The 24,534-nt window shown below is 66.2% G+C and carries 24 protein-coding genes; 21 read left to right on the forward strand and 3 right to left on the reverse strand.

The window, feature by feature from the left end; all coding sequences use genetic code 11:
- Positions 1–131: 131 nt before the first annotated feature.
- Positions 132–3,242: an Rne/Rng family ribonuclease gene (locus tag AC1Z3W_RS23905; protein WP_483508565.1), complete on the reverse strand. Its 3,111-nt coding sequence runs from the start codon at positions 3,240–3,242 to the stop codon at positions 132–134.
- A 724-nt stretch (positions 3,243–3,966) separates the two neighbouring features.
- Here AC1Z3W_RS23905 and AC1Z3W_RS23910 point away from each other — a divergent pair.
- From AC1Z3W_RS23910 to AC1Z3W_RS23925, 4 genes are read left to right on the forward strand one after another with little or no spacing between them, the layout of a single operon-like run.
- Positions 3,967–4,971 (forward strand): RluA family pseudouridine synthase, encoded by a 1,005-nt coding sequence (locus AC1Z3W_RS23910; protein WP_057928062.1) that lies wholly within the window; start codon positions 3,967–3,969, stop codon positions 4,969–4,971.
- A gap of 5 nt (positions 4,972–4,976) precedes the next feature.
- Positions 4,977–5,636 (forward strand): HAD-IA family hydrolase, encoded by a 660-nt coding sequence (locus AC1Z3W_RS23915; RefSeq protein ID WP_483508566.1) that lies wholly within the window; start codon positions 4,977–4,979, stop codon positions 5,634–5,636.
- The gene (locus AC1Z3W_RS23920) at positions 5,633–6,043 is read left to right on the forward strand and encodes a Rieske (2Fe-2S) protein (protein WP_057928139.1); all 411 of its coding nucleotides are present in this window, start codon (positions 5,633–5,635) and stop codon (positions 6,041–6,043) included. The genes AC1Z3W_RS23915 and AC1Z3W_RS23920 overlap by 4 nt, the downstream gene beginning before the upstream one ends.
- Before the next feature lie 12 nt (positions 6,044–6,055).
- Positions 6,056–7,048 (forward strand): S49 family peptidase, encoded by a 993-nt coding sequence (locus AC1Z3W_RS23925; RefSeq protein ID WP_483508567.1) that lies wholly within the window; start codon positions 6,056–6,058, stop codon positions 7,046–7,048.
- A gap of 73 nt (positions 7,049–7,121) precedes the next feature.
- Here AC1Z3W_RS23925 and AC1Z3W_RS23930 read toward each other — a convergent pair whose 3' ends face one another.
- The gene (locus tag AC1Z3W_RS23930) at positions 7,122–7,844 is read right to left on the reverse strand and encodes an SAM-dependent methyltransferase (RefSeq protein ID WP_124834863.1); all 723 of its coding nucleotides are present in this window, start codon (positions 7,842–7,844) and stop codon (positions 7,122–7,124) included.
- Entirely contained in the window at positions 7,841–8,470 is a 630-nt protein-coding gene (locus tag AC1Z3W_RS23935) for a Maf-like protein (RefSeq protein WP_057928058.1), read from the reverse strand. Before AC1Z3W_RS23935 ends, AC1Z3W_RS23930 begins: the two co-directional genes overlap by 4 nt.
- 282 nt (positions 8,471–8,752) lie before the next feature.
- Between AC1Z3W_RS23935 and AC1Z3W_RS23940 the strand changes: the two genes are divergently transcribed.
- The 17 genes from AC1Z3W_RS23940 to rnc all read left to right on the forward strand — a co-directional run bounded on the left by AC1Z3W_RS23940 (position 8,753) and on the right by rnc (position 24,509).
- Positions 8,753–9,388: a YceD family protein gene (locus AC1Z3W_RS23940; RefSeq protein WP_057928057.1), complete on the forward strand. Its 636-nt coding sequence runs from the start codon at positions 8,753–8,755 to the stop codon at positions 9,386–9,388.
- 98 nt (positions 9,389–9,486) lie between these two features.
- On the forward strand, positions 9,487–9,666 hold the full coding sequence (rpmF, locus tag AC1Z3W_RS23945; RefSeq protein WP_006051932.1) for a 50S ribosomal protein L32: 180 nt from the start codon (positions 9,487–9,489) through the stop codon (positions 9,664–9,666).
- Between the two features lie 129 nt (positions 9,667–9,795).
- Positions 9,796–10,902: a phosphate acyltransferase PlsX gene (plsX, locus tag AC1Z3W_RS23950; RefSeq protein WP_057928056.1), complete on the forward strand. Its 1,107-nt coding sequence runs from the start codon at positions 9,796–9,798 to the stop codon at positions 10,900–10,902.
- Positions 10,903–11,892, forward strand: coding sequence for a beta-ketoacyl-ACP synthase III (locus AC1Z3W_RS23955; RefSeq protein WP_057928055.1), 990 nt, complete (start codon positions 10,903–10,905; stop codon positions 11,890–11,892).
- A gap of 85 nt (positions 11,893–11,977) precedes the next feature.
- Positions 11,978–12,910 carry an ACP S-malonyltransferase gene (gene fabD, locus AC1Z3W_RS23960; RefSeq protein WP_483508568.1) on the forward strand — a complete coding sequence of 311 codons (933 nt, stop codon included), beginning with the start codon at positions 11,978–11,980 and terminating at the stop codon, positions 12,908–12,910.
- A 36-nt stretch (positions 12,911–12,946) separates the two neighbouring features.
- Positions 12,947–13,696 (forward strand): 3-oxoacyl-ACP reductase FabG, encoded by a 750-nt coding sequence (fabG, locus tag AC1Z3W_RS23965; RefSeq protein ID WP_483508570.1) that lies wholly within the window; start codon positions 12,947–12,949, stop codon positions 13,694–13,696.
- A gap of 144 nt (positions 13,697–13,840) precedes the next feature.
- Positions 13,841–14,080 (forward strand): acyl carrier protein, encoded by a 240-nt coding sequence (acpP, locus tag AC1Z3W_RS23970; protein WP_004197638.1) that lies wholly within the window; start codon positions 13,841–13,843, stop codon positions 14,078–14,080.
- 162 nt (positions 14,081–14,242) lie between these two features.
- Complete coding sequence (fabF, locus tag AC1Z3W_RS23975; protein WP_057928052.1) at positions 14,243–15,475, forward strand: beta-ketoacyl-ACP synthase II; 1,233 nt, start codon at positions 14,243–14,245, stop codon at positions 15,473–15,475.
- Between the two features lie 12 nt (positions 15,476–15,487).
- Positions 15,488–15,952 carry a hypothetical protein gene (locus AC1Z3W_RS23980; protein WP_175825464.1) on the forward strand — a complete coding sequence of 155 codons (465 nt, stop codon included), beginning with the start codon at positions 15,488–15,490 and terminating at the stop codon, positions 15,950–15,952.
- Positions 15,953–16,043: 91 nt separating this feature from the next.
- Complete coding sequence (rpoE, locus tag AC1Z3W_RS23985) at positions 16,044–16,643, forward strand: RNA polymerase sigma factor RpoE (protein WP_006752490.1); 600 nt, start codon at positions 16,044–16,046, stop codon at positions 16,641–16,643.
- Between the two features lie 88 nt (positions 16,644–16,731).
- A complete protein-coding gene (locus AC1Z3W_RS23990) occupies positions 16,732–17,349 on the forward strand; it encodes a sigma-E factor negative regulatory protein (RefSeq protein ID WP_057928050.1) in 618 nt (205 codons plus the stop codon).
- 5 nt (positions 17,350–17,354) lie between these two features.
- Complete coding sequence (locus AC1Z3W_RS23995) at positions 17,355–18,407, forward strand: MucB/RseB C-terminal domain-containing protein (RefSeq protein ID WP_057928049.1); 1,053 nt, start codon at positions 17,355–17,357, stop codon at positions 18,405–18,407.
- Between the two features lie 16 nt (positions 18,408–18,423).
- A complete protein-coding gene (locus AC1Z3W_RS24000) occupies positions 18,424–19,929 on the forward strand; it encodes a DegQ family serine endoprotease (protein ID WP_175825465.1) in 1,506 nt (501 codons plus the stop codon).
- Positions 19,930–19,936: 7 nt separating this feature from the next.
- Complete coding sequence (locus tag AC1Z3W_RS24005) at positions 19,937–20,173, forward strand: glutaredoxin family protein (protein ID WP_057928047.1); 237 nt, start codon at positions 19,937–19,939, stop codon at positions 20,171–20,173.
- Between the two features lie 224 nt (positions 20,174–20,397).
- Positions 20,398–22,191, forward strand: coding sequence for a translation elongation factor 4 (gene lepA / locus AC1Z3W_RS24010; RefSeq protein ID WP_057928046.1), 1,794 nt, complete (start codon positions 20,398–20,400; stop codon positions 22,189–22,191).
- 17 nt (positions 22,192–22,208) lie between these two features.
- Positions 22,209–23,102 (forward strand): signal peptidase I, encoded by an 894-nt coding sequence (gene lepB, locus AC1Z3W_RS24015; RefSeq protein WP_057928045.1) that lies wholly within the window; start codon positions 22,209–22,211, stop codon positions 23,100–23,102.
- Positions 23,103–23,255: 153 nt separating this feature from the next.
- Positions 23,256–24,509 carry a ribonuclease III gene (rnc, locus tag AC1Z3W_RS24020; protein WP_483508571.1) on the forward strand — a complete coding sequence of 418 codons (1,254 nt, stop codon included), beginning with the start codon at positions 23,256–23,258 and terminating at the stop codon, positions 24,507–24,509.
- The last annotated feature ends 25 nt before the right edge of the window (positions 24,510–24,534 follow it).

The following is a 24,534-nucleotide window of genomic DNA, read 5'->3' on the forward strand; positions in this document are numbered from 1 at the left end:
GTTGAAAGAAGTGCGAGCCAAGCCTCCATTTTAGCCTCAAGCGGCCGGCCGGGCCGGTGGGCGGAAACCCGCAGCGCGGAAATGAAAAAGCCCGCCGGAGGCGGGCTTTTCCTGGTCGGGCGCCGCGCCGCTTAGCGGTGCGACGTTTCGACCTGCTGCATCGGGGTCGAGTCGACCGGCGGCAGTGCCTTGCGTTCGCGCGGCACGCGGGACGGACGCGGCAGGCGCGACGCGGCTTCCTGTGCGGCGCGGAACTTGTCGGCGTCCGTGTTCACCCACACGAGACCGGCCTGTTCCAGCACGACATCGAGGCTCGCCGAAGCGGGCGTAGCGACCGGCTGGACGGGCGCTGGAGCCGGCGTGGCAACGGCTTCGACCGGTGCTGTCTCGACGTAGGCCGGTTCGACGGCTGCCGGAGCGACTTCGGCTGCGACGACCGGTGCCGGTGCGGCTTGCTCGACGGGCGCGGACTGCGGCGCTTCGACGGCAGCCGGCGTGGCCGGCACTTCGAACGCATCGGTCGGCGAAACCGTAACCGGAGCCGGGCCGGCTTCCGGAGCAGCGGCCGGCGCGACCGGTGCCGATTCGGCTGCCGGTGCGGGCTCGATCGGTGCGACCGGCGTCGCTTCGACACGAACCGGTGCCGGTTGCGACTCGACCGCAGCCGGTGCGACTGCTTCGGCACGCTGCTCGACTGCTGCTTCGGCAACCACGGCGCCTGCTGCAGCGACGGCTGCTACGGCGACCGGTGCGGTCGTATGGGCCGGCTCGACCGCGCCTTGGGCTTCCGCCGTCACCGCGTGCACGACGGCTTCGCCGTCCACGCCTTGTTCGGCGTGCTCGACGACTGCGCCTTCGTCCTCGCGCTCGCGACGACCACCGCGGCGGCCGCGGCGGCGGCGGCGACGTTCCTCGCCGTCACGTGCGCCGGCTTCCGTGTCGGCGGCGACATCGGCGCCCGGCAGCGCCGTTGCGACGGCCTGGTCGGCTTCCGCTTCCGGATGTTCGCCACGGGTGACGGTCTCGAGCGTCGCCGCGTGTTGCGTCGGCTTACGGCGCTCACCGCGCTCACGACGTTCGCCGCGACCGGCTGCCTCGACGGCTTCCTGTTGCTCGGCGCGCTCGCGCGGTTCGCGGTTCTCGCGCGGTTCGCGCGACTCACGGCTTTCACGCGGTTCGCGGCCTTCGCGCGGGCCACGGCCCTCGCGGCCCTCGCGGCCGTCACGACCTTCACGGCTTTCACGCGGTTCGCGACCCTCACGCGGTTCACGCGGCTCGCGAACTTCCTTGCCTTCGCGTTCCTGGCGTTGCGACTGGCCGCGGCCTGCCGCTGCCTGGTCGCGACCACCCTGAGCCTGCTGGGTGCCGCCACGGCGGTTGCGGTTGCGATCGCCGCCGCGTTCGCCGCGTTGCTCGGACTTCTCGGTGCGCTCGCCGCGGGCGGGACGGGCTGCCTGTTCCTTCGCCGGTTCCGGTGCAACCGGCGCGGGTGCCGGAGCCGGCGACATGCCGAACAGACCCTTCAGCCAGCCAATGAAGCCGCCGCTTGCCGCAGCAACCGGGGCAGGGGCGGGCACCGCAACCGGCTCGGCCGGACGCTGCGGAGCCGGGCTCGGAGCCGGACGCTCGGGCGTGATGCCCTTGACGGCCGCTTCCTGCTTCGGCTTCACATCGGCTGCGCGCTTGCTGTAGCCGGTTTCCGACTCCAGTTCACGGGCGGCTTCCTCGGCCATCTTCCAGGACGCACGCGGATCGTCGAGGCGCGCGTCGTCGTGGCGCAGGCGCTCGAGCTTGTAGTGCGGCGTGTCGAGGTGCTTGTTCGGGATCAGCACGATGCCGACCTTGAAGCGCGACTCGATCTTGTTGATTTCCTGACGCTTTTCGTTGAGCAGGAAGGCGGTCACCTCAACCGGCACCTGGCAGTGGATCGCCGCGGTGTTTTCCTTCATCGCTTCTTCCTGAATGATCCGCAGGACCTGCAGCGCGGACGATTCGGTATCGCGGATGTGGCCGGTGCCGTTACAGCGCGGGCACGTCACGTGGCTGCCTTCCGACAGGGCCGGACGCAGGCGCTGGCGCGACAGTTCCATCAGGCCGAAGCGGGAGATCTTGCCCATCTGCACGCGCGCACGGTCGTGCTTGAGCGCGTCTTTCAGGCGCTGCTCGACTTCGCGTTGGCTCTTGGCCGACTCCATGTCGATGAAGTCGATCACGATCAGGCCGCCGAGGTCGCGCAGGCGCAGCTGGCGGGCCACTTCGTCCGCTGCTTCGAGGTTCGTGCGGGTCGCCGTTTCCTCGATGTCCGCGCCCTTGGTCGCACGCGCCGAGTTCACGTCGATCGCGACGAGCGCTTCGGTGTGGTCGATCACGATCGCGCCGCCCGACGGCAGCGGAACCGTGCGCGAGTACGCGGTTTCGATCTGGTGCTCGATCTGGAAGCGGGAGAAGAGCGGCACGTCGTCGTGGTAGCGCTTCACCTTCGACACGTTGTCCGGCATCACGATGTCCATGAACGCACGGGCCTGATCGTAGATCTCGGTCGTGTCGATCAGGATTTCGCCGATATCGGGCTGGAAATAGTCCCGGATCGCGCGGATCACGAGGCTCGATTCCAGATAGATCAGCATCGGCTGGCCGGCGTTGCCGCTTTGCGACGCCGCTTCGATCGCGCGCCACAGCTGCAGCAGGTAGTTCAGGTCCCACTGCAGTTCCTCGGCGCTGCGGCCGATGCCCGCGGTGCGGGCAATCATGCTCATGCCGTCCGGAATCTGCAGCTGCGCCATGGTTTCGCGCAGTTCCTGGCGCTCGTCGCCTTCGATCCGGCGCGACACGCCGCCGCCGCGCGGGTTGTTCGGCATCAGCACGAGGTAGCGGCCGGCGAGCGAGATGAAGGTCGTGAGGGCGGCGCCCTTGTTGCCGCGCTCTTCCTTCTCGACCTGGACGATCAGCTCCTGGCCTTCGCGCAGGGCATCCTGGATGCGCGCGGAGCGCATGTCGATGCCTTCCTTGAAGTACTGGCGGGCGACTTCCTTGAACGGCAGGAAGCCGTGGCGGTCTTCGCCGTAGTTAACGAAGCACGCTTCGAGCGACGGCTCGATACGGGTGATGACACCTTTGTAGATATTGCCTTTGCGCTGTTCGCGCCCGGCTGTCTCGATGTCGATGTCGATGAGCTTCTGCCCATCGACGATGGCGACGCGCAGCTCCTCCTGCTGCGTCGCATTGAACAGCATGCGTTTCATGAACGACTCCAGGCGGCTCTGCTGCCGGCGCCTCGCGGTTGTCAGTCGCGAGGGCGGGAACGACGGCAGGCCGCGCCTTGTTGTGTTGTCACAAGCACGCTGGAGCGGGAAGGATGGCGGGGAGAATTGCCTGAAGAGGCGCTTGGGCCCGAAAGACGGGGCCGGCGGCCATAGGGCACCTGCGAACACGGCTTCAAAGCACGGCGTCCACACACCGCACGCTGCGAAAGCGCGCTAAGCCTGAGACCGGGGCACTGCCACGGGGCGCGCGCAATGCGTCGCGCGCGCCGACGGGCGGCAGATGCTGCGGCTTGGGCCGCAGCGGGGAGTATCGAATCCAGCCCGACTTTCCCGCCTGGGGTGTACTTCCCTGGTTTGACGTCGCCAAGCCCCGCACGCTTCGCGGGGCCAAATCGGGCGCAACGCCGTAATTTTCGCAACCGGCAGCCCGCGGACGCACTTCGCGCCGTCGGGCTGCCGATCAAATTCTTTTCAACCAACTTTCCGTTACCGCGGCGCCTTGTCGACCGAATCCGCCTGTGGGCGCGATCCTTGCCGACGGCCGGCGCCGTGCGTGCAACTTGCTGCATCTCTTGGATTAGGGGCGAGCAGCGGACCCCCGGCGCAAGTAAAATGATGGTTTGCGCTTGCGCCTTGCCCGATTCAGCCGGGGCCGGCCTGTCAGGCCACCCTCAACGTCAGGCTGGGCAAAATTATATTCAGTATGAATGAGTTAGGCAAAATATCCCAGAATTCGGTCGCAAGCGGCCAGGTATCGATGCTCCAGATCGACGAAAACTCGGCTGGTCAGCGGATCGACAACTTCCTGTTGCGCGTCTGTAAAGGCGTGCCCAAAAGCCATATTTACCGGATCCTGCGCAGCGGCGAAGTGCGCGTAAACAAGGGTCGGGTCGACGCCCAGTACCGCCTCGCATTCGGCGACATCGTCCGCGTGCCGCCCGTGCGGGTGGCCGCGGCCGACCTCGCGCGCGCCGACACGCCGGTCGTGCCGCCCGCGCAGTTCGACGTGCTGTACGAAGACGACGCGATGCTCGTCATCAACAAGCCGGCCGGCGTCGCGGTGCATGGCGGCAGCGGCGTCGCGTTCGGCGTGATCGAGCAGATGCGCCAGGCGCGCCCGCGCGCGAAATTCCTCGAACTGGTGCACCGGCTCGACCGCGAGACGTCCGGGATCCTGATGCTCGCGAAGAAGCGCTCGGCGCTCGTCGGCCTGCACGAGCAGATCCGCGAAAACCGGATGGACAAGCGCTACTTCGCGTGCGGACACGGTGAATGGCAGCCCGACTGGGGCCGCCGCCGCGCGGTAAAGGCGCCGCTGTTCAAGTATTCGACCCCGGAAGGGGAGCGGCGCGTGCGCGTGCAGGACGACGGCCTGCCGTCGCACACGGTGTTCAACCTGGTCGAAAGCTGGCCCCACTACGCGCTGGTTGAAGCGGAACTCAAAACGGGTCGCACCCATCAGATCCGGGTGCACCTCGCGCATCTCGGCCTGCCGATCGCCGGCGACGCCAAGTACGGCGATTTCGCACTGAACAAGGCGCTGGCGCGCGCGAATGCGCAACCGTCGCTGAAACGGATGTTCCTGCATGCGTACCGGCTGAAGCTCGCGCATCCGCTGACCGGCGAGCCGCTGCAGTTCGACGCGCCGCTGCCGGACGAATGCCGGCGCTTTCTTGATCAACTCAGCGCTCTGCGCGATACCGCCTGATTCGCATGGCCCGACAGCAATTTGATTTGATCGTCTTCGACTGGGACGGCACGCTGATGGATTCGACTGCGCACATCGCGCATAGCATCCAGGCGGCTTGCCGCGATCTCGGCCTGCCCACGCCGTCGGACAAGGCGTCCCGCTACGTGATCGGCCTCGGCCTGCGCGATGCGCTGCAGATTACCGCTCCGACCCTCGATCCGTCCGAGTATCCGCGGCTGGCCGAGCGTTACCGCTATCACTACCTGCTGGACGATCAGCGCATCACGTTGTTCGCCGGCGTGCGCGAACTGCTCGCGGAATTGCGCGATACGGGCTACCTGCTGGCGGTCGCGACCGGCAAGGGCCGGGTTGGGCTGAACCGCGTACTCGACCAGTCGAAGCTGACGAGCCTGTTCGATGCGACGCGCTGTGCGGACGAGACGTTCTCGAAGCCGCACCCGGCGATGCTGCACGAACTGTCCCGTGAATTGGGGCAGGATCTTGCGCGTACCGTGATGATCGGAGATACCACGCACGACCTGCAGATGGCCGCGAGCGCAGGGGCGGCCGGCATCGGCGTCTCGTACGGTGCGCATACGGCCGACGCGCTGGCCGCGCTGACGCCGCGCTTCGTCGCGCCGGACGTCGTCGCGCTGGCGGCATGGCTGCGGGAGCACGCATGAGCGCGGCGCCGGAAGCCGTGCGCGTGTGCGCATCGGACGCGCTGACCGACGGCGGCGCCGGCGTGCGCGTCGACGCGACGCTGCGCGGCGAGCAGGCGGTCGTGTTCTTTGTGCGCTACGACGGCCGCGCGTATGGCTACCTGAATCGCTGCGCGCACGTGCCGATGGAACTCGACTGGGCCGAGGGGCAGTTCTTCGAGTCGTCGGGCCTTTACCTGATGTGCGCGACGCACGGCGCGATCTACGCACCGGATACCGGCAAGTGCGTCGGCGGCCCGTGTCGCGGCGGCCGCCTGCGGCCGGTAGAAGTCGACGAGCGCGACACGCCGGACGGGCGTGCGGTATTCTGGGTGCCGGATGCCGACCTGGGTCCCGCCGCTCCGCCCCCTCCCGCCACGACCGACTGACGACACTACTGCATGGCCGATCAACCGAACACCCCTGATTCCTCGTCCCGTCCCGACAGCCGCGAGCCGAACTGGGAGCGGGCGGCGCTCGAGCGGATCGCGCTCGCGGCCGTCAGGGAACAGCGCGCGGCGCGGCGCTGGAAGATCTTCTTCCGCTTCGCGTTCCTCGGCGTGTTCGTGCTGCTCGCGTTCGCGCTGATCGATTTCTCGAGCGATTCGAAGTTCTTGTCGAGCGGGCGCCATACGGCGCTCGTGACGATCGACGGCGAGATCGCGGCGGGCACCAACGCGAACGCCGACGACATCAACACGGCGCTCGATGCCGCATTCGACGACGACGGAACGGCCGGCGTCGTGCTGCGGATCAACAGCCCGGGCGGCAGCCCGGTGCAGGCCGGCATGGTCTACGACGAGATCCGTCGGCTGCGCACGAAGTATCCGGACAAGCCGTTGTATGTCGTCGTGACCGATATGTGCGCATCGGGCGGTTATTACATTGCGTCCGCCGCCGACAAGATCTTCGTCGACAAGGCGAGCATCGTCGGCTCGATCGGCGTGCTGATGGACGGGTTCGGCTTCACGGGCCTGATGGGCAAGCTCGGCGTCGATCGCCGTCTGCACACGTCGGGTGAAAACAAGGGCTTCTACGACCCGTTCTCGCCCGAGACGCCGAAGATGGACGCCCATGCGCAGGCGCTGCTCGACCAGGTCCATGCGCAGTTCATCAAGGCGGTGAAGGATGGTCGCGGCAAGCGGCTGCACGAAACGCCCGATATGTTCTCGGGCCTGTTCTGGACGGGCGAGAAGAGCGTGGAGCTGGGGCTCGCCGATGCCTATGGCACGACCGACACGGTCGCGCGCGACGTGCTGAAGGCGCCGGACCTCGTCGACTACACGGTGAAGGAAAGCCTGACGAACCGCGTCGCGCGCAAATTCGGCGCGGCGGTTGGCGGAGCGGCGATGAAGGCCCTCACCGCGGGCGGCACGTCGTTCAGCCTGCGCTGAGCGGCGGTCGGGCCGCCGCCGCGGCGAACGGAGCCGGGTGCCCCGTGCCGCGAAGCGGCTCCGGCTGCGAGCGTCAGTTCGCGAGCAGGAGGAAGATGGCGGGGCGCTTGTGCAGATTCGGCGCGGGCGCCTTTTTCCAGTCGGCTACCGAGCGGCTGGCGATTGTCTCGGTCTCGAGGGTCAGGTCGGCCGCGACGCAGATCTGTGTCGACGGTGCGCAAGTTGCGACGAGCGTGTCGAGCATCGCGTGGTTGCGGTATGGCGTCTCGATGAAGATCTGCGTCTGGCGCGCCTTGCGCGACAGTTGCTCGAGTTCGCGCAGGCGCTTCGCGCGCGCGGCCGCATCGACCGGCAGGTAGCCGTTGAACGCGAAACTCTGGCCATTCAGGCCCGACGCCATCAGCGCGAGCAGGATCGAACTCGGCCCGACGAGCGGCACGACCTTCACGCCGCGCTCGTGCGCCCGGCGGACCAGCAGCGCGCCGGGATCGGCAACGGCGGGGCAGCCGGCCTCGGACACGAGCCCCGCATCCGCACCCGCCAGCACTGGCGCCAGCAGCCGGTCGATCTCGCCGGCCGGCGTGTTGACGTTCAGTTCGCGGATCTCGATTTCCTGGATCGGCCGCGTCGTGCCGATCTTCTTCAGGAACACGCGGGTCGTTTTCGCGTTTTCGCCGATGTAGTAGCCGAGCGTGCCGGCACGCGCTTGCACGGCCGCAGGCAGTACGGCGGCGAGCATCGATTCGTCGCCTTCGCCGAGGGTGTTCGGGACGAGATAGAGCGTTCCGGCCGTCATGCGCGGTCTCCCTGGGTAGCGAACAGCGGGTAGCCTGCGGCGCGCAGCATCCGTGTGAGCGCGATCAGTGGCAAGCCGACGAGCGCCGTCGGGTCGTCGGAGTCGATCGCGTCGAGCAGCGCGATGCCGAGTCCTTCGGACTTCGCGCTGCCGGCGACGTCGTACGGTGTTTCAACGCGCAGGTACGCATCGAGTTCGGCTTCGGGTAGCGAACGGAAGCGCACGTGCGTGACGATGTCCTCGCTCTGCGTTTCGCCCGTGCGGCTGTCGTACAGGCTGAGCGCACTGTGGAACTCGACATTCCGTCCCTGCATCGACAGGAGCTGCGCGAGCGCGCGCTCGTGCGTACCGGGCTTGCCGATCTGGAGGCCGTCGAACGTCGCGACCTGGTCCGAACCGATCACGAGCACGCCGTCCGGCGCGTCGATCGTCGCGGCGACCGCGCGCGCCTTCGCGCCGGCGAGGCGCAGCGCGGTCGCGGCCGGCGTTTCGCCCGCGAGCGGGGTTTCGTCGAGGTCGGGCGACACGACGTCGAACGGCAGGCCGAGGCGCTCGAGGAGCGCGCGGCGGTAGCGGGAACTGGAGGCGAGAATCAGCCGCGGCGGGCGGCAAACGGTATCCGGCATGGTCGGTTGGATCGGTGAGTCGTCGGGCGTGAAGCGGTGTTGCGAGGGCGCAAGCATAAGTGATTGACCGAAAAAGGTAAAACAGGTATGCTTTCCCGCTTTTCGTCGACAGGCTTTCGCTGTGGTGGCGCCTGCCGATCTTCGGAAGTAAAGTACGTCATCGTACGCGGCGTAGATCGCGTACGTAACGGTACGTAGGTAAGGGTACGTAAGTAAGCGGCGCCAAATGATCGGCGCCCGCAAGCCGGATCCCGCAAGTCAGCCTGTAGGCAGGAGCGCAACATGAACACTTCTTCTGGCAAGCCTGCAGCATCGCTTGATCCGCACGCAGTCGACCTGTTCGAATTCGCCCGCAGCGGGCGGCAGGCAGCGGGCGCCGTGCGTCTGTCGCAACTGCCGCGCATGTTGAATGAAGTGCCGGCGGACGCGTCTGATCGCGACACGGTCTTCACGTGGCAGGCCGAAGGGTTCACCCAGAAGGAGTTGCAGGACGACGGCGCCGATGGGCAGCAGCCGTATCTGCGCCTCGCGGTGCACGGCCATGCATGGCTCACGTGCCAGCGCTGCATGACTCCGTACGACCAGGCGTTCGACATCGACATGACGTACCGGGTCGTCGCGACCGAAGAGGAAGCTGAAGAATTTCCGCTCGACGACGATGAAGCCGATGTGATCGTGGGCTCACGCCAGTTCGATCTCGTCGACTTGATCGAAGAGGAGTTGCTGCTTTCGTTGCCGCTCGTGCCCAAGCACGAGGTTTGCCCGGCAGTCCACGAAAGCCTCGTGTCGGGTGCGAGCGGTCCTTCGGAAGACGCGGACGATGAGTCCGCCGACGGCGAGGACGAAGGCAAACGGCCGAATCCGTTCGCAGCGCTGGAAGCGTTGAAGAAGGACGGGGACGGCAGCAAGAAACACTAAGCAGTTGTGGCGCGGGAAGGCGTAAGGGCTTTGGGCCAGGGTAGTCAAGCGCCGGATCGGGCTGTGTTAGAATCCGGAAAATTATTTAGGAGTTAGTCATGGCAGTCCAGCAAAACAAGAAGTCGCCGTCGAAGCGCGGCATGCATCGTTCGCACGATTTCCTGACGGCAGCGCCGCTGGCAGTCGAGCCGAGCACGGGTGAAGTGCACCTGCGTCACCACGTCAGCCCGAACGGCTACTATCGCGGCAAGAAAGTCGTCAAGACGAAGAACGACTAAGCGTCAAGTCACGCGTTGCGCGCTACGATCGCCGTTCGCGTGACAACTGGTTCGCTTGACACTTTCCTGGCTCAACAAAAAGGCGGCATTCAACTGCCGCTTTTTTGTGCCTGAAATTCGTCGCATTCCATGACCGTAAAGCTCACAATCGATTGCATGGGAGGCGACCACGGCCCGTCCGTGACCGTTCCCGCGGCAGTCAAGTTCGTCCGCGCGCATCCCGATGCGCATCTGATGCTCGTCGGCATCGAAAGCGCGATCCGCGCTCAGCTGAAAAAGCTGAAGGCCCTCGACGATCCCGCGCTGACCATCGTGCCCGCCACCGAAGTCGTGGCGATGGACGACCCTGTCGAAGTGGCGCTGCGCAAGAAGAAGGATTCTTCGATGCGTGTCGCGCTCAATCACGTCAAGGAAGGCGCGGCGCAGGCCTGTATCTCCGCCGGCAACACCGGCGCGCTGATGGCCGTTTCCCGTTATGTGCTCAAGACGCTGCCCGGCATCGAGCGGCCTGCGATCGCGTTCGCGTTGCCGAACCCGACCGGCTACACGATGATGCTGGACCTCGGCGCGAACGTCGACTGCGAGCCGCAGCACCTGCTGCAGTTTGCGGAGATGGGGCATGCGCTCGTCGCCGCGCTCGAAGGCAAGGAGCGTCCGACGATCGGCCTGCTGAACATCGGCGAAGAGGTCATCAAGGGCAACGAGACGATCAAGCGCGCAGGCGAACTGCTGCGCGCCAGCACGTTGAATTTCCGCGGCAACGTCGAAGGCAACGACATCTACAAGGGCACGGTCGACGTGATCGTCTGCGATGGCTTCGTCGGCAACGTCGCGCTGAAGACGTCCGAAGGGCTCGCGCAGATGCTGTCCGACATCATCCGCGAGGAGTTCGGCCGTTCGCTGATGTCGAAGCTGATGGCGCTGCTCGCGCTGCCGGTGCTGATGCGCTTCAAGAAGCGCGTCGACCATCGCCAGTACAACGGCGCGGCGCTGCTGGGGCTGAAGAGCCTCGTGATCAAAAGCCACGGTTCGGCCGATGCCTACGCGTTTGAGTGGGCGATCAAACGCGGGTATGATGCCGTCAAAAACGGCGTGCTGGAGCGCCTCGCGCGCGCGATGGCGGACAATTCGGTGTCGCTCGGCGACGGCGAACACGACGCGGGCGGCGCGGGCCAGACGAGCCCGGCCGCAGGCCATCACGCCGAACCTTCCGCTGCGCAATCCTCTAAAGCATAAATGGCCCAATCGACTCTCTATTCCCGCGTGCTCGGCACGGGCAGCTACCTGCCGCCCGACCGCGTCACGAACCAGCAGCTCGCCGATCGTCTCGCGAAGGAAGGCATCGAGACGAGCGATGAGTGGATCGTTGCGCGCACGGGCATCCATGCGCGCCATTTCGCCGCACCGGACGTCACGACGAGCGATCTCGCGCTCGAAGCGTCGCGCCGTGCGATCGAGGCAGCCGACATCGATCCGCAGTCGATCGATCTGATCATCGTCGCGACTTCGACCCCCGATTTCGTGTTCCCCAGCACGGCTTGCCTGCTGCAGAACAAGCTCGGCATCAAGAACGGCGGCGCGGCATTCGACGTGCAGGCCGTATGCTCGGGCTTCGCCTATGCGATGGCGACGGCCGACAGCTTCATCCGCAGCGGCCAGCACCGCACGGCGCTCATCGTCGGTGCTGAGACGTTCTCGCGCATTCTCGATTTCAAGGACCGCACGACCTGCGTGCTGTTCGGCGACGGCGCGGGCGCGGTGATCCTGTCCGCATCGGAAGAGCCGGGCGTGCTCGGCAGCGCGCTGCATGCGGACGGCAGCTATTCGAACATCCTCTGCACGCCGGGCAACGTCAATCGCGGCGTGATCGACGGCAGCGCGTTCCTGTACATGGACGGGCAGGCCGTGTTCAAGCTCGCGGTCAACGTGCTCGAAAAGGTCGCGATCGAGGCGCTCGCCAAGGCGAATCTCGCACCCGAGCAGGTCGACTGGCTGATTCCGCACCAGGCCAACATCCGCATCATGACCAGCACCTGCCGCAAGCTCGGCCTGCCGCAGGAGCGCATGGTCGTGACGGTCGACCAGCACGGCAACACGTCGGCTGCATCGATCCCGCTGGCGCTCGACGCCGCGGTGCGCGACGGTCGCATCCAGCGCGGTCAGCACGTGCTGATCGAAGGCGTTGGCGGCGGCTTCACCTGGGGCGCGTCGGTCTTCCGCTTCTGATCCGCGGCGCGCGCGAGCTGCGCGCGGATCCCGAACCGGCGCGCCGTTCGCGCGCGCCGTCCGAATCGATTCAATTGGGGACGATATGAAATTTGCATTCGTTTTTCCGGGGCAGGGCTCGCAGTCGGTCGGCATGCTCAACGCATTCGCCGACCGCGCCGTCGTGCGCGAGACGCTCCAGGAAGCATCCGATGCACTCAATCAGGATCTCGGCAAGCTGATCGCCGAAGGTCCGGCCGAAGAGCTGAATCTGACCACCAACACGCAGCCCGTGATGCTGACGGCCGCCTATGCGTGCTATCGCGCATGGCAGCAGGCCGGCGGCCCGGCGCCGTCGATCGTTGCGGGCCACAGCCTCGGCGAATACACGGCGCTCGTCGCGGCGGGCGCGATCGCGTTCAAGGACGCGGTGCCGCTCGTGCGCTTCCGCGCGCAGGCGATGCAGACGGCTGTGCCGGTTGGCCAGGGCGGCATGGCCGCGATCCTGGGTCTCGATGACGACACGGTGCGCGCGGTGTGTGCCGAAGCCGCGGAAGCGGGCGTCGTCGAAGCCGTGAACTTCAACGCACCGGCGCAGGTCGTGATCGCGGGCGCGAAGGCGGCCGTCGAGAAGGCATGCGAGATCGCGAAGGCGAAGGGCGCGAAGCGCGCGCTGCCGCTGCCGGTGTCGGCGCCGTTCCATTCGTCGCTGCTCAAGCCGGCGTCGGACCAACTGCGCGACTACCTCGCGAACGTTGACGTCAAGGCGCCGCAAATTCCGGTCGTCAACAACATCGACGTCGCGGTGGTCGGCGATCCGGCAGCGATCAAGGACGCGTTGGTGCGCCAGGCCGCGGGCCCGGTGCGCTGGGTCGAGTGCGTGCAGCACATCGCAGGCACGGGCGTCACGCACGTGATCGAATGCGGTCCGGGCAAGGTGCTGGCAGGCCTGACGAAGCGCATCGACGGCAACCTGGTCGGCGCATCGGTGTTCGATCCGGCTTCGCTCGACGAAGCGCTGAAGCTGGCGACCGCCTGACGCGGCGCCTTTCCTCAAGAGACGGATACTCGATTCATGGAAAAGACTCTCGATAAACAGGTTGCGATCGTGACCGGCGCATCGCGCGGCATCGGCCGGGCGATCGCGCTCGAACTCGCGCGCCAGGGCGCGACGGTGATCGGCACGGCGACGAGCGAATCGGGCGCCGCCGCGATTACCGCCGGGTTCGCGGAAGCGGGCGTGACGGGCCGCGGCGCGGTGCTGAACGTCAACGACGCGGCGGCTGCCGAAGCGTTGATCGACGCGACCGTGAAGGAATTCGGCGCGCTGCACGTGCTCGTCAACAACGCCGGGATCACGCAGGACCAGCTCGCGATGCGGATGAAGGACGAGGACTGGGACGCGGTGATCGACACCAACCTGAATTCGGTGTTCCGCCTGTCGCGTGCGGTCCTGCGCCCGATGATGAAGGCCCGCGGCGGCCGCATTATCAATATCACGTCGGTGGTCGGTTCGGCCGGCAACCCGGGCCAGGCCAACTACGCGGCTGCGAAGGCAGGCGTCGCGGGCATGACCCGTGCGCTCGCGCGCGAAATCGGTAGCCGCGGCATCACGGTGAACTGCGTCGCGCCGGGCTTCATCGACACCGACATGACGAAGACGCTGCCGGAAGAACAGCAGGCCGCGCTCAAGACCCAGATTCCGCTCGGCCGCCTCGGCAGCCCGGAAGACATCGCCCATGCCGTCACGTTCCTCGCATCGCCGCAGGCCGGTTACATTACCGGCACGACGCTGCACGTGAACGGCGGCATGTACATGTCGTAACGGTTTTCGTTTACCATCCGCGCCGTATCCCGTTTTTCAGGCGGACCGGCGCTTGATCGACCATCAAGCCAACGCGCGTTTTGGCGTCAGCAAACCTGATAAAATGCGCGCACTTGTAAATCTGAACTTTCCCTCGGAGGGGTAATGGATAACATCGAACAACGTGTCAAGAAGATCGTCGCTGAACAACTGGGCGTCGCAGAAGCCGAGATCAAGAACGAAGCATCGTTCGTGAACGACCTGGGCGCGGACTCGCTCGACACGGTCGAACTGGTGATGGCGCTCGAAGACGAGTTCGGCATGGAAATCCCGGACGAAGAAGCAGAGAAGATCACGACCGTTCAGCAAGCGATCGACTACGCTCGCGCAAACGTCAAGGCGTAAGCGCCTTTCGCGCTTGTTCGCCACGTCGCCGCGATCTTCGCGATTGACGCGCCATCCTGCCGGCATTCGCGCCGGACGGACTAACAGCCACAGGGCTCGCAGGGCTGGTTCCTGTGGCCACTGTGGCTTTTGTTTTTGTCATCCAATGGAAAAGAGGTTACCGTGAGCCGCCGTCGTGTTGTCGTTACAGGCCTGGGGCTGATTTCGCCTGTTGGCAATAATGTTGCCGACGGCTGGGCCAATCTCGTCGCCGGCAAGTCCGGCATCGCCACCGTTACGAAGTTCGATCCGTCGAACCTCGCCGTGCATTTCGCGGGCGAGGTGAAGGGTTTCAGCGCCGAGGAATACATCCCGGCGAAGGAAGCCCGCAACATGGATACGTTCATCCATTACGGCATCGCAGCCGGCGTCCAGGCAATCCGGGACAGCGGCCTCGAAGTGAACGAAGCCAATGCGGAACGCATCGGCGTGCTGGTCGGCTCCGGCATCGGCGGCCTGCCGATGATCGAAGACACGCACCAGACCTACGTCGATCGCGGCGCACGCCGGATTTCGCCGTTCTTCGTGCCGGGTTCGATCATCAACATGATCTCGGGCCACCTGAGCATCATGTTCGGCCTGAAGGGCCCGAACCTCGCGGCCGTGACGGCCTGCACGACCGGTCTGCACAGCATCGGCCTCGCGGCGCGCCTGATCCAGGCCGGCGACGCCGACGTGATGGTCGCGGGCGGCGCCGAATCGACGGTGTCGCCGCTGGGCATCGGCGGCTTCGCGGCCGCGCGTGCGCTGTCGACCCGCAACGACGATCCGGCCACCGCGTCCCGTCCGTGGGACAAGGACCGCGACGGCTTCGTGCTGGGCGAGGGAGCAGGCGTGATGGTGCTCGAAGAGTACGAGGCGGCGAAGGCACGCGGCGCGAAGATCTATGCGGAAGTCTCGGGCTTCGGCATGACGGGCGACGCGTACCACATGACCGCGCCGAACATGGACGGTCCGCGCCGCTGCATGGTTGCGGCATTGCGCGACGCCGGCGTGAACGCGGACGAGGTCCAGTACCTGAACGCGCACGGCACGTCGACGCCGCTCGGCGATAAGAACGAGTCCGACGCGGTGAAGGCGGCATTCGGCGAGCACGCGTACAAGCTCGTCGTGAACTCGACGAAGTCGATGACGGGTCACCTGCTGGGTGGCGCGGGCGGCCTCGAGTCGGTGTTCACGGTGCTGGCGCTGCACAACAGCGTGTCGCCGCCGACCATCAACATCTTCAACCAGGACCCCGAGTGCGATCTCGATTACTGCGCGAACACCGCGCGTGACATGAAGATCGACGTGGCCGTGAAGAACAACTTCGGCTTCGGCGGTACTAACGGCACGCTGGTGTTCAAGCGCGTCTGACGCTGAAATCGCTTGACGAGTCCATTCGATGCTCCGGCCGGGTGTCCGCAGCGCTTTGCGTTGCGGGCCTCGGCCGTGTCGTATGTCGTGCTGGCCGCCTTCGTCGCGGCGGCTGCCGCGTCCGCGTATCTGTTCTGGGCGCCGCGGGCCGGTGCTGCCGCCGGCGCATGCGTGTCCGCGGCGACGGCCGCGCTGCTTGTCGTGTGTGCCGCGCGGGCGTGTGCCCGTCGGCTGCCGGCCGAGCTGCGGATCGATGCCTTCGGGGAGATTGCGGCGTTTGGCCGCACCGGGCGCTTGCTGGCCCGGGGCCGCGTGACCGGCCATGCACACTGGAGCAGCCTGCTGCTCGTGCTGTCGGTCGGGCAAGGCGCCCGGCGTGCCCGGCCGCTGCTGATTCCGGCCGATGCGCTCGATGCTGCGTCGTTCAGCGCGCTGTCCGTGCTGGCGCGTACCGCGGGCACGGCGGGGCGGGCATGACGGCGGCGCGGTTACCGACCGTAACCAGCGGTCGGCGCCGGAACGCTACAATAACGCTCCGCGTTGCATCCCTAGTTAACGGATTTGTCAGGTGAGTGAAAAAGAAATCGATCAGGCTCTGGTCGAGCGCGTACAGAAGGGCGACAAGGCAGCGTTCGAACTCCTGGTCTCCAAATACCACCGCAAGATCATTCGGCTGATCTCGCGCCTCGTGCGGGATCCCGCCGAGGTCGAGGATGTGGCCCAGGACGCGTTCATCAAGGCGTATCGTGCACTGCCGCAATTCCGCGGCGAGTCGGCGTTTTACACGTGGTTGTACCGGATTGCCGTCAATACGGCGAAGAACTACCTTGCGACGCAGGGCCGCCGGGCACCGACCTCCACCGAGGCCGATGCAGAGGAAGCGGAAACTTTCTCCGACGCAGACCAACTAAGGGATATCAACACGCCTGAGTCGATGTTGATGAGCAAGCAGATTGCCGAGACGGTCAACGCTGCAATGGCCGTCCTGCCCGAAGAACTGCGCCAGGCGATTACGCTGCGCGAGATCGAGGGGCTGAGCTACGAAGAGATCGCGGAAATGATGGATTGTCCGATCGGGACGGTTCGGTCGCGGATCTTCCGGGCGCGCGAGGCAATCGCTGCGAAATTGCGTCCGCTGCTCGATACACCCGAAGGCAAGCGCTGGTAAGCGCGACGGGTGCAACGACGCGGGTCGGGGTCTAGTTACGGATAGAGTCGTGAAATCACGACGGGGTGTGTGCAAGATGGGGAGCATCATGGGGTCGGTCAATACGCAATCGCAAGCGTGCTCGCGCGGCGAGCGCCTTTCCGCTCTGGTCGACGGTGAGCTGTTCGACGGCCCGGATCACGGGCAGTTTCTGGTTGAGCTCGACCGCGCGGATCGCGCAACGTGGGCCCATTACCACCTGATCGGCGATGCGCTGCGCTCGGACGAGCTCGCGCTGTCGCCCGCGCTGAGCGTCGCGTTCACCGCGCGCATGTCGGCTGCGCTCGAAAGCGAGCCGCACCTGCTCGCGCCGGCCGCCGCGCCGGTCGCACGCAAGTTGCTGTCGCTGCGCCGCCGTGTCGTGCCGGCGTTCGCGGTGGCCGCCGCGGCCGCCACGCTGACGTGGATCGTCGTCCCGCAAATGCAGACAGCCGGTGCGCCGGGCGCCGTTCAGGTCGCATCGGCAGGCGCACCGCAGGGCGGCAACCTGCAGCGCGTGACGGTCGCCCAGGCATCGGCGCAGCCGGGCCTACAGGACGTCAACATCATCCGCGACGCAAGTCTCGACCAATACCTTGAAGCGCACCAGCAATTCGCGCAGCAGCCTGTCGTCACGGGCTCGATGCCGCTGATCCGCGCTGCCGTGACTACCACGCCAGGCCAATAAACCCGATGCGGACATTGCAGTTGAATCAAGCCATCTCCGGATGGAAGCGGCTGCCGGCCCTCCTGCTTTGCGCAGCCGCCCTGTTGTCCGTTCAATCCCTCCCTGCCAGCGCCCAGCAACCGGACGATCCCGTCGCGACCCGCAAGGGCGCGGCGGAGTGGCTCGACCGCATCCAGCAGGCGGCACAGCAGCAGAGCTACGAGGGCACGTTCGTCTACCAGCGCGGCGGGTATGTTCAGTCGTCACGTATCGCGCACGTGGCGTCTCGCGACGGCGAGTTCGAGCGCATCGAGACGCTCGACGGCAAGCCGCGCAAGGTGCTGCGCCATAACGACGAGCTGTACACGTTCGTACCCGAGCGCAAGCTGTGCGTGGTCGAGCGCCGCCAGACGCGCGACTCGTTCCCCGCACTGCTCGGCGCGGGCGGCGAGCACGTGATGTCCGTCTATGACGCGAAGCTGCTCGGCAAGGACCGTGTGGCGGGGCTCGACGCGCAAGTCGTCGAACTCGTGCCGAAGGATGCGTACCGCTTCACGTACAAGCTGTGGGCCGACGCGCGCACCGGACTGCTACTGCGCTCGCAGACGCTCGACGCGGGCGATCACGTACTCGAGCAGGTTGCGTTCTCGCAAGTCCAGACGGGCGGCACGGCCGGAGACAAGTCCTCGATCGCGGCCGGCATCCGCAACCTGGGCGGCTGGACGGTGGTGCGCCCGCCGGTCGCGACGGTCGACATGGAGGCGCAGGGCTGGCAGATCGCGCCGACCGTCGCCGGCTTCCGGAAGATTCGCGAGGTGCGCCGCCCGATGGCCGCGCGCGACGCCGGCGATCCGCCGATTGCGGTCGACCAGGCCGTTTTCACCGATGGCCTCGCGACGATCTCCGTCTTCATCGAGCCGGCTGAAAAGAACACGCGCAAGGAAGGCGCGGGCAGTACCGGTGCGACCCATGTTCTCGTGAAGCGCCGCGGCGACTACTGGATCACCGTGCTCGGCGAAGTGCCGCCGGCCACGTTGCAGCAGTTCGCGTCTGCCATAGAATACAAGGCTTCCAAGTAACGCTACGGCTTCCGACATGACGAAACTCACGCTGCGCAAAGTGCTCGCGGCGGCGGCGCTGTGTGCCTGCCTGCCGCTCGTCCCGCATACCGCGTTCGCGGTCACGGCGCCCGCCGCCAGCCTTCCCGATTTCGCCGATCTGGTCGAAAAGGTCGGGCCGGCCGTCGTGAACATCCGCACCACCGCGAACGTGCCGACACCCGGCCCGCGCGGCGTGCTGCCGCCGGGCTTCGACAACGGCGACATGTCGGAATTCTTTCGGCGTTTCTTCGGCATTCCGCTGCCGCAGGCGCCCGGCAACGGTAGCGGCAACGGCAGTGGCAACCCGAAGAACGCGCCAGCGCCGGACAATCCGCCCGACACCGAGCAGAACCGCGGCGTCGGCTCGGGCTTCATCGTGTCGGCAGACGGTTACGTGATGACCAACGCGCACGTCGTCGACGATGCGGACACCATCTACGTGACGCTGACCGACAAGCGCGAATTCAAGGCGAAGCTGATTGGCGTCGACGACCGCACGGACGTCGCGGTGGTCAAGATCCAGGCGTCGAACCTGCCGGTCGTCGCGATCGGCGATTCGAACAAGGTGCGCGTCGGCGAGTGGGTTGTCGCGATCGGTTCGCCGTTCGGCCTCGACAACACCGTGACGGCCGGCATCGTGAGTTCGAAGAGCCGCAACACGGGCGACTACCTGCCGTTCATCCAGACCGACGTCGCGGTGAACCCCGGCAACTCGGGCGGCCCGCTGATCAACATGCAGGGCGAGGTGATCGGCATCAACTCGCAGATCTACAGCCGCACCGGCGGTTTCATGGGCATTTCGTTCGCGATCCCGATCGACGAGGCGATGCGTGTGGCCGACCAGCTGAAGGCCACCGGCAAGGTCACGCGCGGCCGCATCGCGGTGGCGATCGGCGAGGTGACGAAGGACGTGGCCGACTCGATCGGGCTGCCGAAGGCGGAAGGCGCGCTCGTCAGCAGCGTCGAGGCGGGCGGTCCGGCCGACAAGGCGGGCATCCAGCCGGGCGACATCATCCTGAAGTTCAACGGCCGGCCGGTCGATACGGCGTCGGATCTGCCGCGCATGGTCGGTGACACGAAGCCGGGCACGAAGGCGACCGTCAGCGTGTGGCGCAAGGGTCAGGCGCGCGATCTGCCGATCACGATTGCCGAGACGCCGGTGGAGACGACGGCGAAGGCCGAGCAGCGCAAGAACGTGCCGCAGAAGCCGCGCCAGGCCAATTCGCTCGGCTTGACGGTCAGTGACATTCCGGCGGATCAGATGAAATCGCTGAAGCTGAAGAACGGCGTGCAGATCGACGGCGTCGACGGGCCGGCGGCCCGTGCGGGCCTGCAGCGCGGTGACATCGTGCTGCGCGTCGGCGACACCGACATTACGAGCACGAAGCAATTCGCCGAAGTGACCGCGCAGCTGGATTCACAGAAGGCGGTCGCGGTGCTCGTGCGGCGCGGCGACAACACGCAGTTCGTGCCGGTGCGCCCGCGCCCGACGCAGAAGTAACGCCTCGATGTTCACGCTCTACGGCCGCGGCTGGTGCCATCTGTGCGACGACATGCGCGATGCGCTGGCGCCGGTGGCGGCTGAATTCGGTGTCGCGGTCGACTACGTCGACATCGATGGCGATCCGGCACTCGTCGCCCGCTACGACGAGGACGTGCCGGTGCTGCTGCTGAACGGCACGGAAGTCTGTCGCCACCGGTTCGACGAGACGAGGGTGCGCGGTGCGCTCGCGGCCCGGCGCTGAACCGGGCCCGGGTGGCGGCCAACTGCGCGCGGCGCGAGGTGATGGGTGGCGGGCCGGCCCGCCAGAAGGCTCCGGCGGGCGGCCTTGGGCGGGGCGTCCCTGACCTGGCGTCCAAATTACCGCCCGGCAAAGGCCTTTTCGGCTAAAATAAGCCGTTTTTTCACCGACTTACAAGGCGTGCTCCGCAGTCGTCGAGCGCGCCTTTTTCGCTTGATCGGCACTGAATGGATCATATTCGCAATTTCTCGATCATCGCGCACATCGACCACGGCAAGTCGACGCTCGCGGATCGCATCATCCAGGTATGCGGTGGCCTCGCCGACCGTGAAATGGAAGCGCAGGTGCTCGACTCGATGGATATCGAGCGCGAGCGCGGCATCACGATCAAGGCGCAGACGGCCGCACTGTCCTATCGCGCCCGCGACGGCAAGGTCTACAACCTCAACCTGATCGATACGCCGGGGCACGTCGACTTCTCGTACGAGGTCAGCCGTTCGCTGTCCGCGTGCGAAGGTGCGCTGCTCGTGGTCGACGCGAGCCAGGGCGTCGAGGCGCAGACGGTCGCGAACTGCTACACGGCGATCGAGCTCGGCGTCGAGGTCGTGCCGGTGCTGAACAAGATCGATCTGCCGGCCGCGAACCCCGAGAACGCGATCGAGGAGATCGAGGACGTGATCGGCATCGACGCGACCGACGCGACGCGCTGCAGCGCGAAGACGGGGCTCGGCGTCGAGGACGTGCTCGAAGCGCTGATCGCGAAGGTGCCGCCACCCAAGGGCGATCCGGCCGCGCCGCTGCAGGCGCTGATCATCGACTCGTGGTTCGACAACTACGTCGGCGTCGTGATGCTCGTGCGGATCGTCAACGGCACGCTGCGTCCGAAGGACAAGATCAAGATGATGGCGACCGGCGCGCAGTATCCGGTCGAGCACGTCGGCGTGTTCACGCCGAAGTCGCGCAATCTCGACTCGCTGTCTGCGGGGCAGGTGGGCTTCATCATCGCCGGCATCAAGGAGCTGACGGCCGCGAAGGTCGGCGATACCGTCACGCACGTGAGCAAGGCTGCCGCCGAGCCGCTGCCGGGCTTCAAGGAAGTGAAGCCGCAGGTGTTCGCGGGCCTGTATCCGGTCGAGGCGAACCAGTACGACGCGCTGCGCGAGTCGCTCGAGAAGCTGAAGCTCAACGATGCGTCGCTGCAGTACGAGCCGGAAGTATCGCAGGCGCTCGGCTTCGGTTTCCGCTGCGGCTTCCTCGGGCTGCTGCACATGGAAATCGTGCAGGAGCGGCTCGAGCGCGAGTTCGACATGGACCTCATCACGACCGCACCGACGGTCGTCTACGAGGTCGTGCAGAGCGACGGCTCGACGATCATGGTCGAGAACCCGGCGAAGATGCCGGAGCCCGGCCGCATCGGCGAAGTTCGTGAGCCGATCGTCACCGTGAACCTGTACATGCCGCAGGACTACGTCGGTTCCGTGATCACGCTGTGCGAGCAGAAGCGCGGCTCGCAGATCAACATGCAGTATCACGGCCGCCAGGTGCAGCTCACGTACGAGATCCCGATGGCGGAAATCGTGCTCGACTTCTTCGATCGACTGAAGTCGGTGTCGCGCGGCTACGCGTCGATGGACTACGAGTTCAAGGAATATCGTTCATCGGACGTCGTGAAGGTCGACATGCTGATCAACGGCGACAAGGTCGACGCGCTGTCGATCATCGTGCACCGATCGCAGTCGCAGTACCGCGGCCGTGAAGTCGCCGCGAAGATGCGCGAGATCATCCCGCGCCAGATGTACGACGTGGCGATCCAGGCCGCGATCGGCGCGCACATCGTCGCACGCGAGAACATCAAGGCGCTGCGCAAGAACGTGCTCGCGAAGTGCTACGGCGGCGACATCACGCGAAAGAAGAAACTGCTCGAGAAGCAGAAAGAAGGTAAGAAACGCATGAAGCAGGTGGGTTCGGTCGAGATCCCGCAGGAGGCGTTCCTCGCGATCTTGCGCGTCGAAGACAAATAACAGGACTGATCCTTTTTATGAATTTTGCGCTGATTCTTTTTGTGCTCGTCGTCGTGACGGGCGTAGCGTGGGTGCTGGACAAACTGGTGTTCCTGCCGCGGCGACGCAAGGCGGCCGATACGGCGATCGAGGAGTTCGATCGCCAGCAGTCGCGCGTCGACAAGCGTTTCGCGGACGAAAACGCGGTGCAGACGCGTTCGAAGCTGCGCGACGAAAAGCTGCGCCAGCCGTGGTGGCTCGAGTACACCGCGAGCTTCTTCCCGGTGATCCTGGCCGTGTTCGTCGTGCGTTCGTTCGTCGTCGAGCCGTTCAAGATCCCGTCGGGCTCGATGGTGCCGACGCTGCTGGTCGGCGACTTCATCCTCGTGAACAAGTTCGAATATGGCCTGCGCCTGCCGATCACGAACACGAAGATCACGCAGGGCAGCCCGCTGTCGCGCGGTGACGTCGTCGTGTTCCGCTATCCGAAGGACGAGTCGGTCGACTACATCAAGCGCGTGATCGGCCTGCCGGGCGATACCGTTGCCTACCAGGACAAGCAACTGACGATCAACGGCCAGCCGGTACCCGAAACGCCGCTGCCGGATTTCTTCGACGACGAGCGCCAGAATTACGCGAAGCAGTTCGAGGAAACGATCGGCACGAAGAAGAACGCGATTCTCAACAATCCCGCCGTGCCGCCGTTCGTGATGGGCGCCTACGACTATCCGTATCGCGATAACTGCACGTACAACAGCCGCGGCGTGATCTGCAAGGTGCCGCCGGGTCACTACTTCATGATGGGCGACAACCGCGACAACAGCGCGGACAGCCGCTACTGGGGTTTCGTGCCGGACAACAACATCGTCGGCCGTGCGTTCTTCATCTGGATGAACTTCGGCGACCTGAAGCGCATCGGTTCCTTCAACTGATCGCGTTCGACTCGCACGCAATACGTGACGCACGGGCCGCGTCGCGTATTGCCGAACTACTTTAAGAACCGGCGGTAACACCGCCTCGTCACGCCTTTTCGCGTCCGGCCGTGCCGTTTCGGCCCGACCGGCGCCCGCGTTATACTCCTGCACATGCCCCTATCCCAGTTGGAAAGCCGGCTGCGCTACGAATTTCGCAATGCGGAATTGTTGCGCCAGGCTTTGACCCATCGCAGTCACAGTGCCACGCACAACGAACGGCTCGAGTTTCTCGGCGATTCCGTTCTGAATTGCGCGGTGGCCGCCCTTTTGTTCCAGCGTTTCAGCAAGCTGGACGAAGGCGACCTGTCGCGCGTGCGCGCCAATCTCGTCAAGCAGCAGTCGCTGTACGAAATCGCTCAGGCCCTGAATATCTCGGAAGGGTTGCGGCTGGGCGAGGGCGAGCTGCGCAGCGGCGGCTTCCGCCGCCCGTCGATCCTCGCGGACGCGTTCGAAGCCATCATCGGGGCCGTATTCCTCGATGGCGGCTTCGAAGCCGCCCAAGGGGTCATCAAGCGCCTCTATATCCCGATTCTCGACCACATCGATCCGCGCACGCTCGGCAAGGACGCGAAGACGCTGCTGCAGGAATACCTGCAGGGGCACAAGATCGCGCTGCCAACCTACACGGTCGTCGCGACGCATGGTGCGGCGCACAATCAGCAGTTCGAGGTCGAATGCACGGTGCCGAAGCTCGACGTGAAGGTGTCGGGCTCCGGCGCGAGCCGGCGGGCGGCCGAGCAGGCTGCCGCGAAGAAGGCGCTCGACGAGGTCCTGGCGGCCGCGCCGATGCTGGCCGCGAAGCCGAAGCGTTCGAAGAACGCGCGCGGGTCGAAGCACGTCGAGCCGGAAATCGTGCCGGGTGTGAAGGGGGTGCAGGAAGCGCTCGACCTGCGTTCTCCGGAACGGAAGGAACGTGCGGCGGCGCGCGACGCGAAGTTGGCCGCTGCGGCGTCTGCCGCGGCCGACGCCGGCGAGCGGCCGACGCAGGCGCCGATGGCCGCGATTCGTGCCGCGCATGTGGAAACGGCCGCGGACAAGGCTGACCGCTCCGCGAAGCCGACAGCCGACAAACCTGCCGAGAAGGCGTCCGACAAGCCGTCGGACCGCAGCGAAACCGGCTCGCGCGCGGCGGACAAGCCGGCCGAGCGTGCCGACAGGCCCGCTGAAGGCGCACCGCGTGCAGCCGACAAGCCGGCTGCCCAGGCGACCGATCCGGCCGCGTCGTCCGCTGATCAGCCGGTGGCCGATGCCGCTTCGCATGCGGTGCCGCGCGCCCGCGACGCCGCGGCGCCCGACACCGACACGCCGCCGGGCGGCGCAAGCCTCGCTGCCGCGCAGGCGCGCGTGGCCGATGCCGACCACTGAATTGCCCATCGATCGTGCCGCGCGT

The organism is Burkholderia sp. 10_S31 (assembly GCF_056930375.1).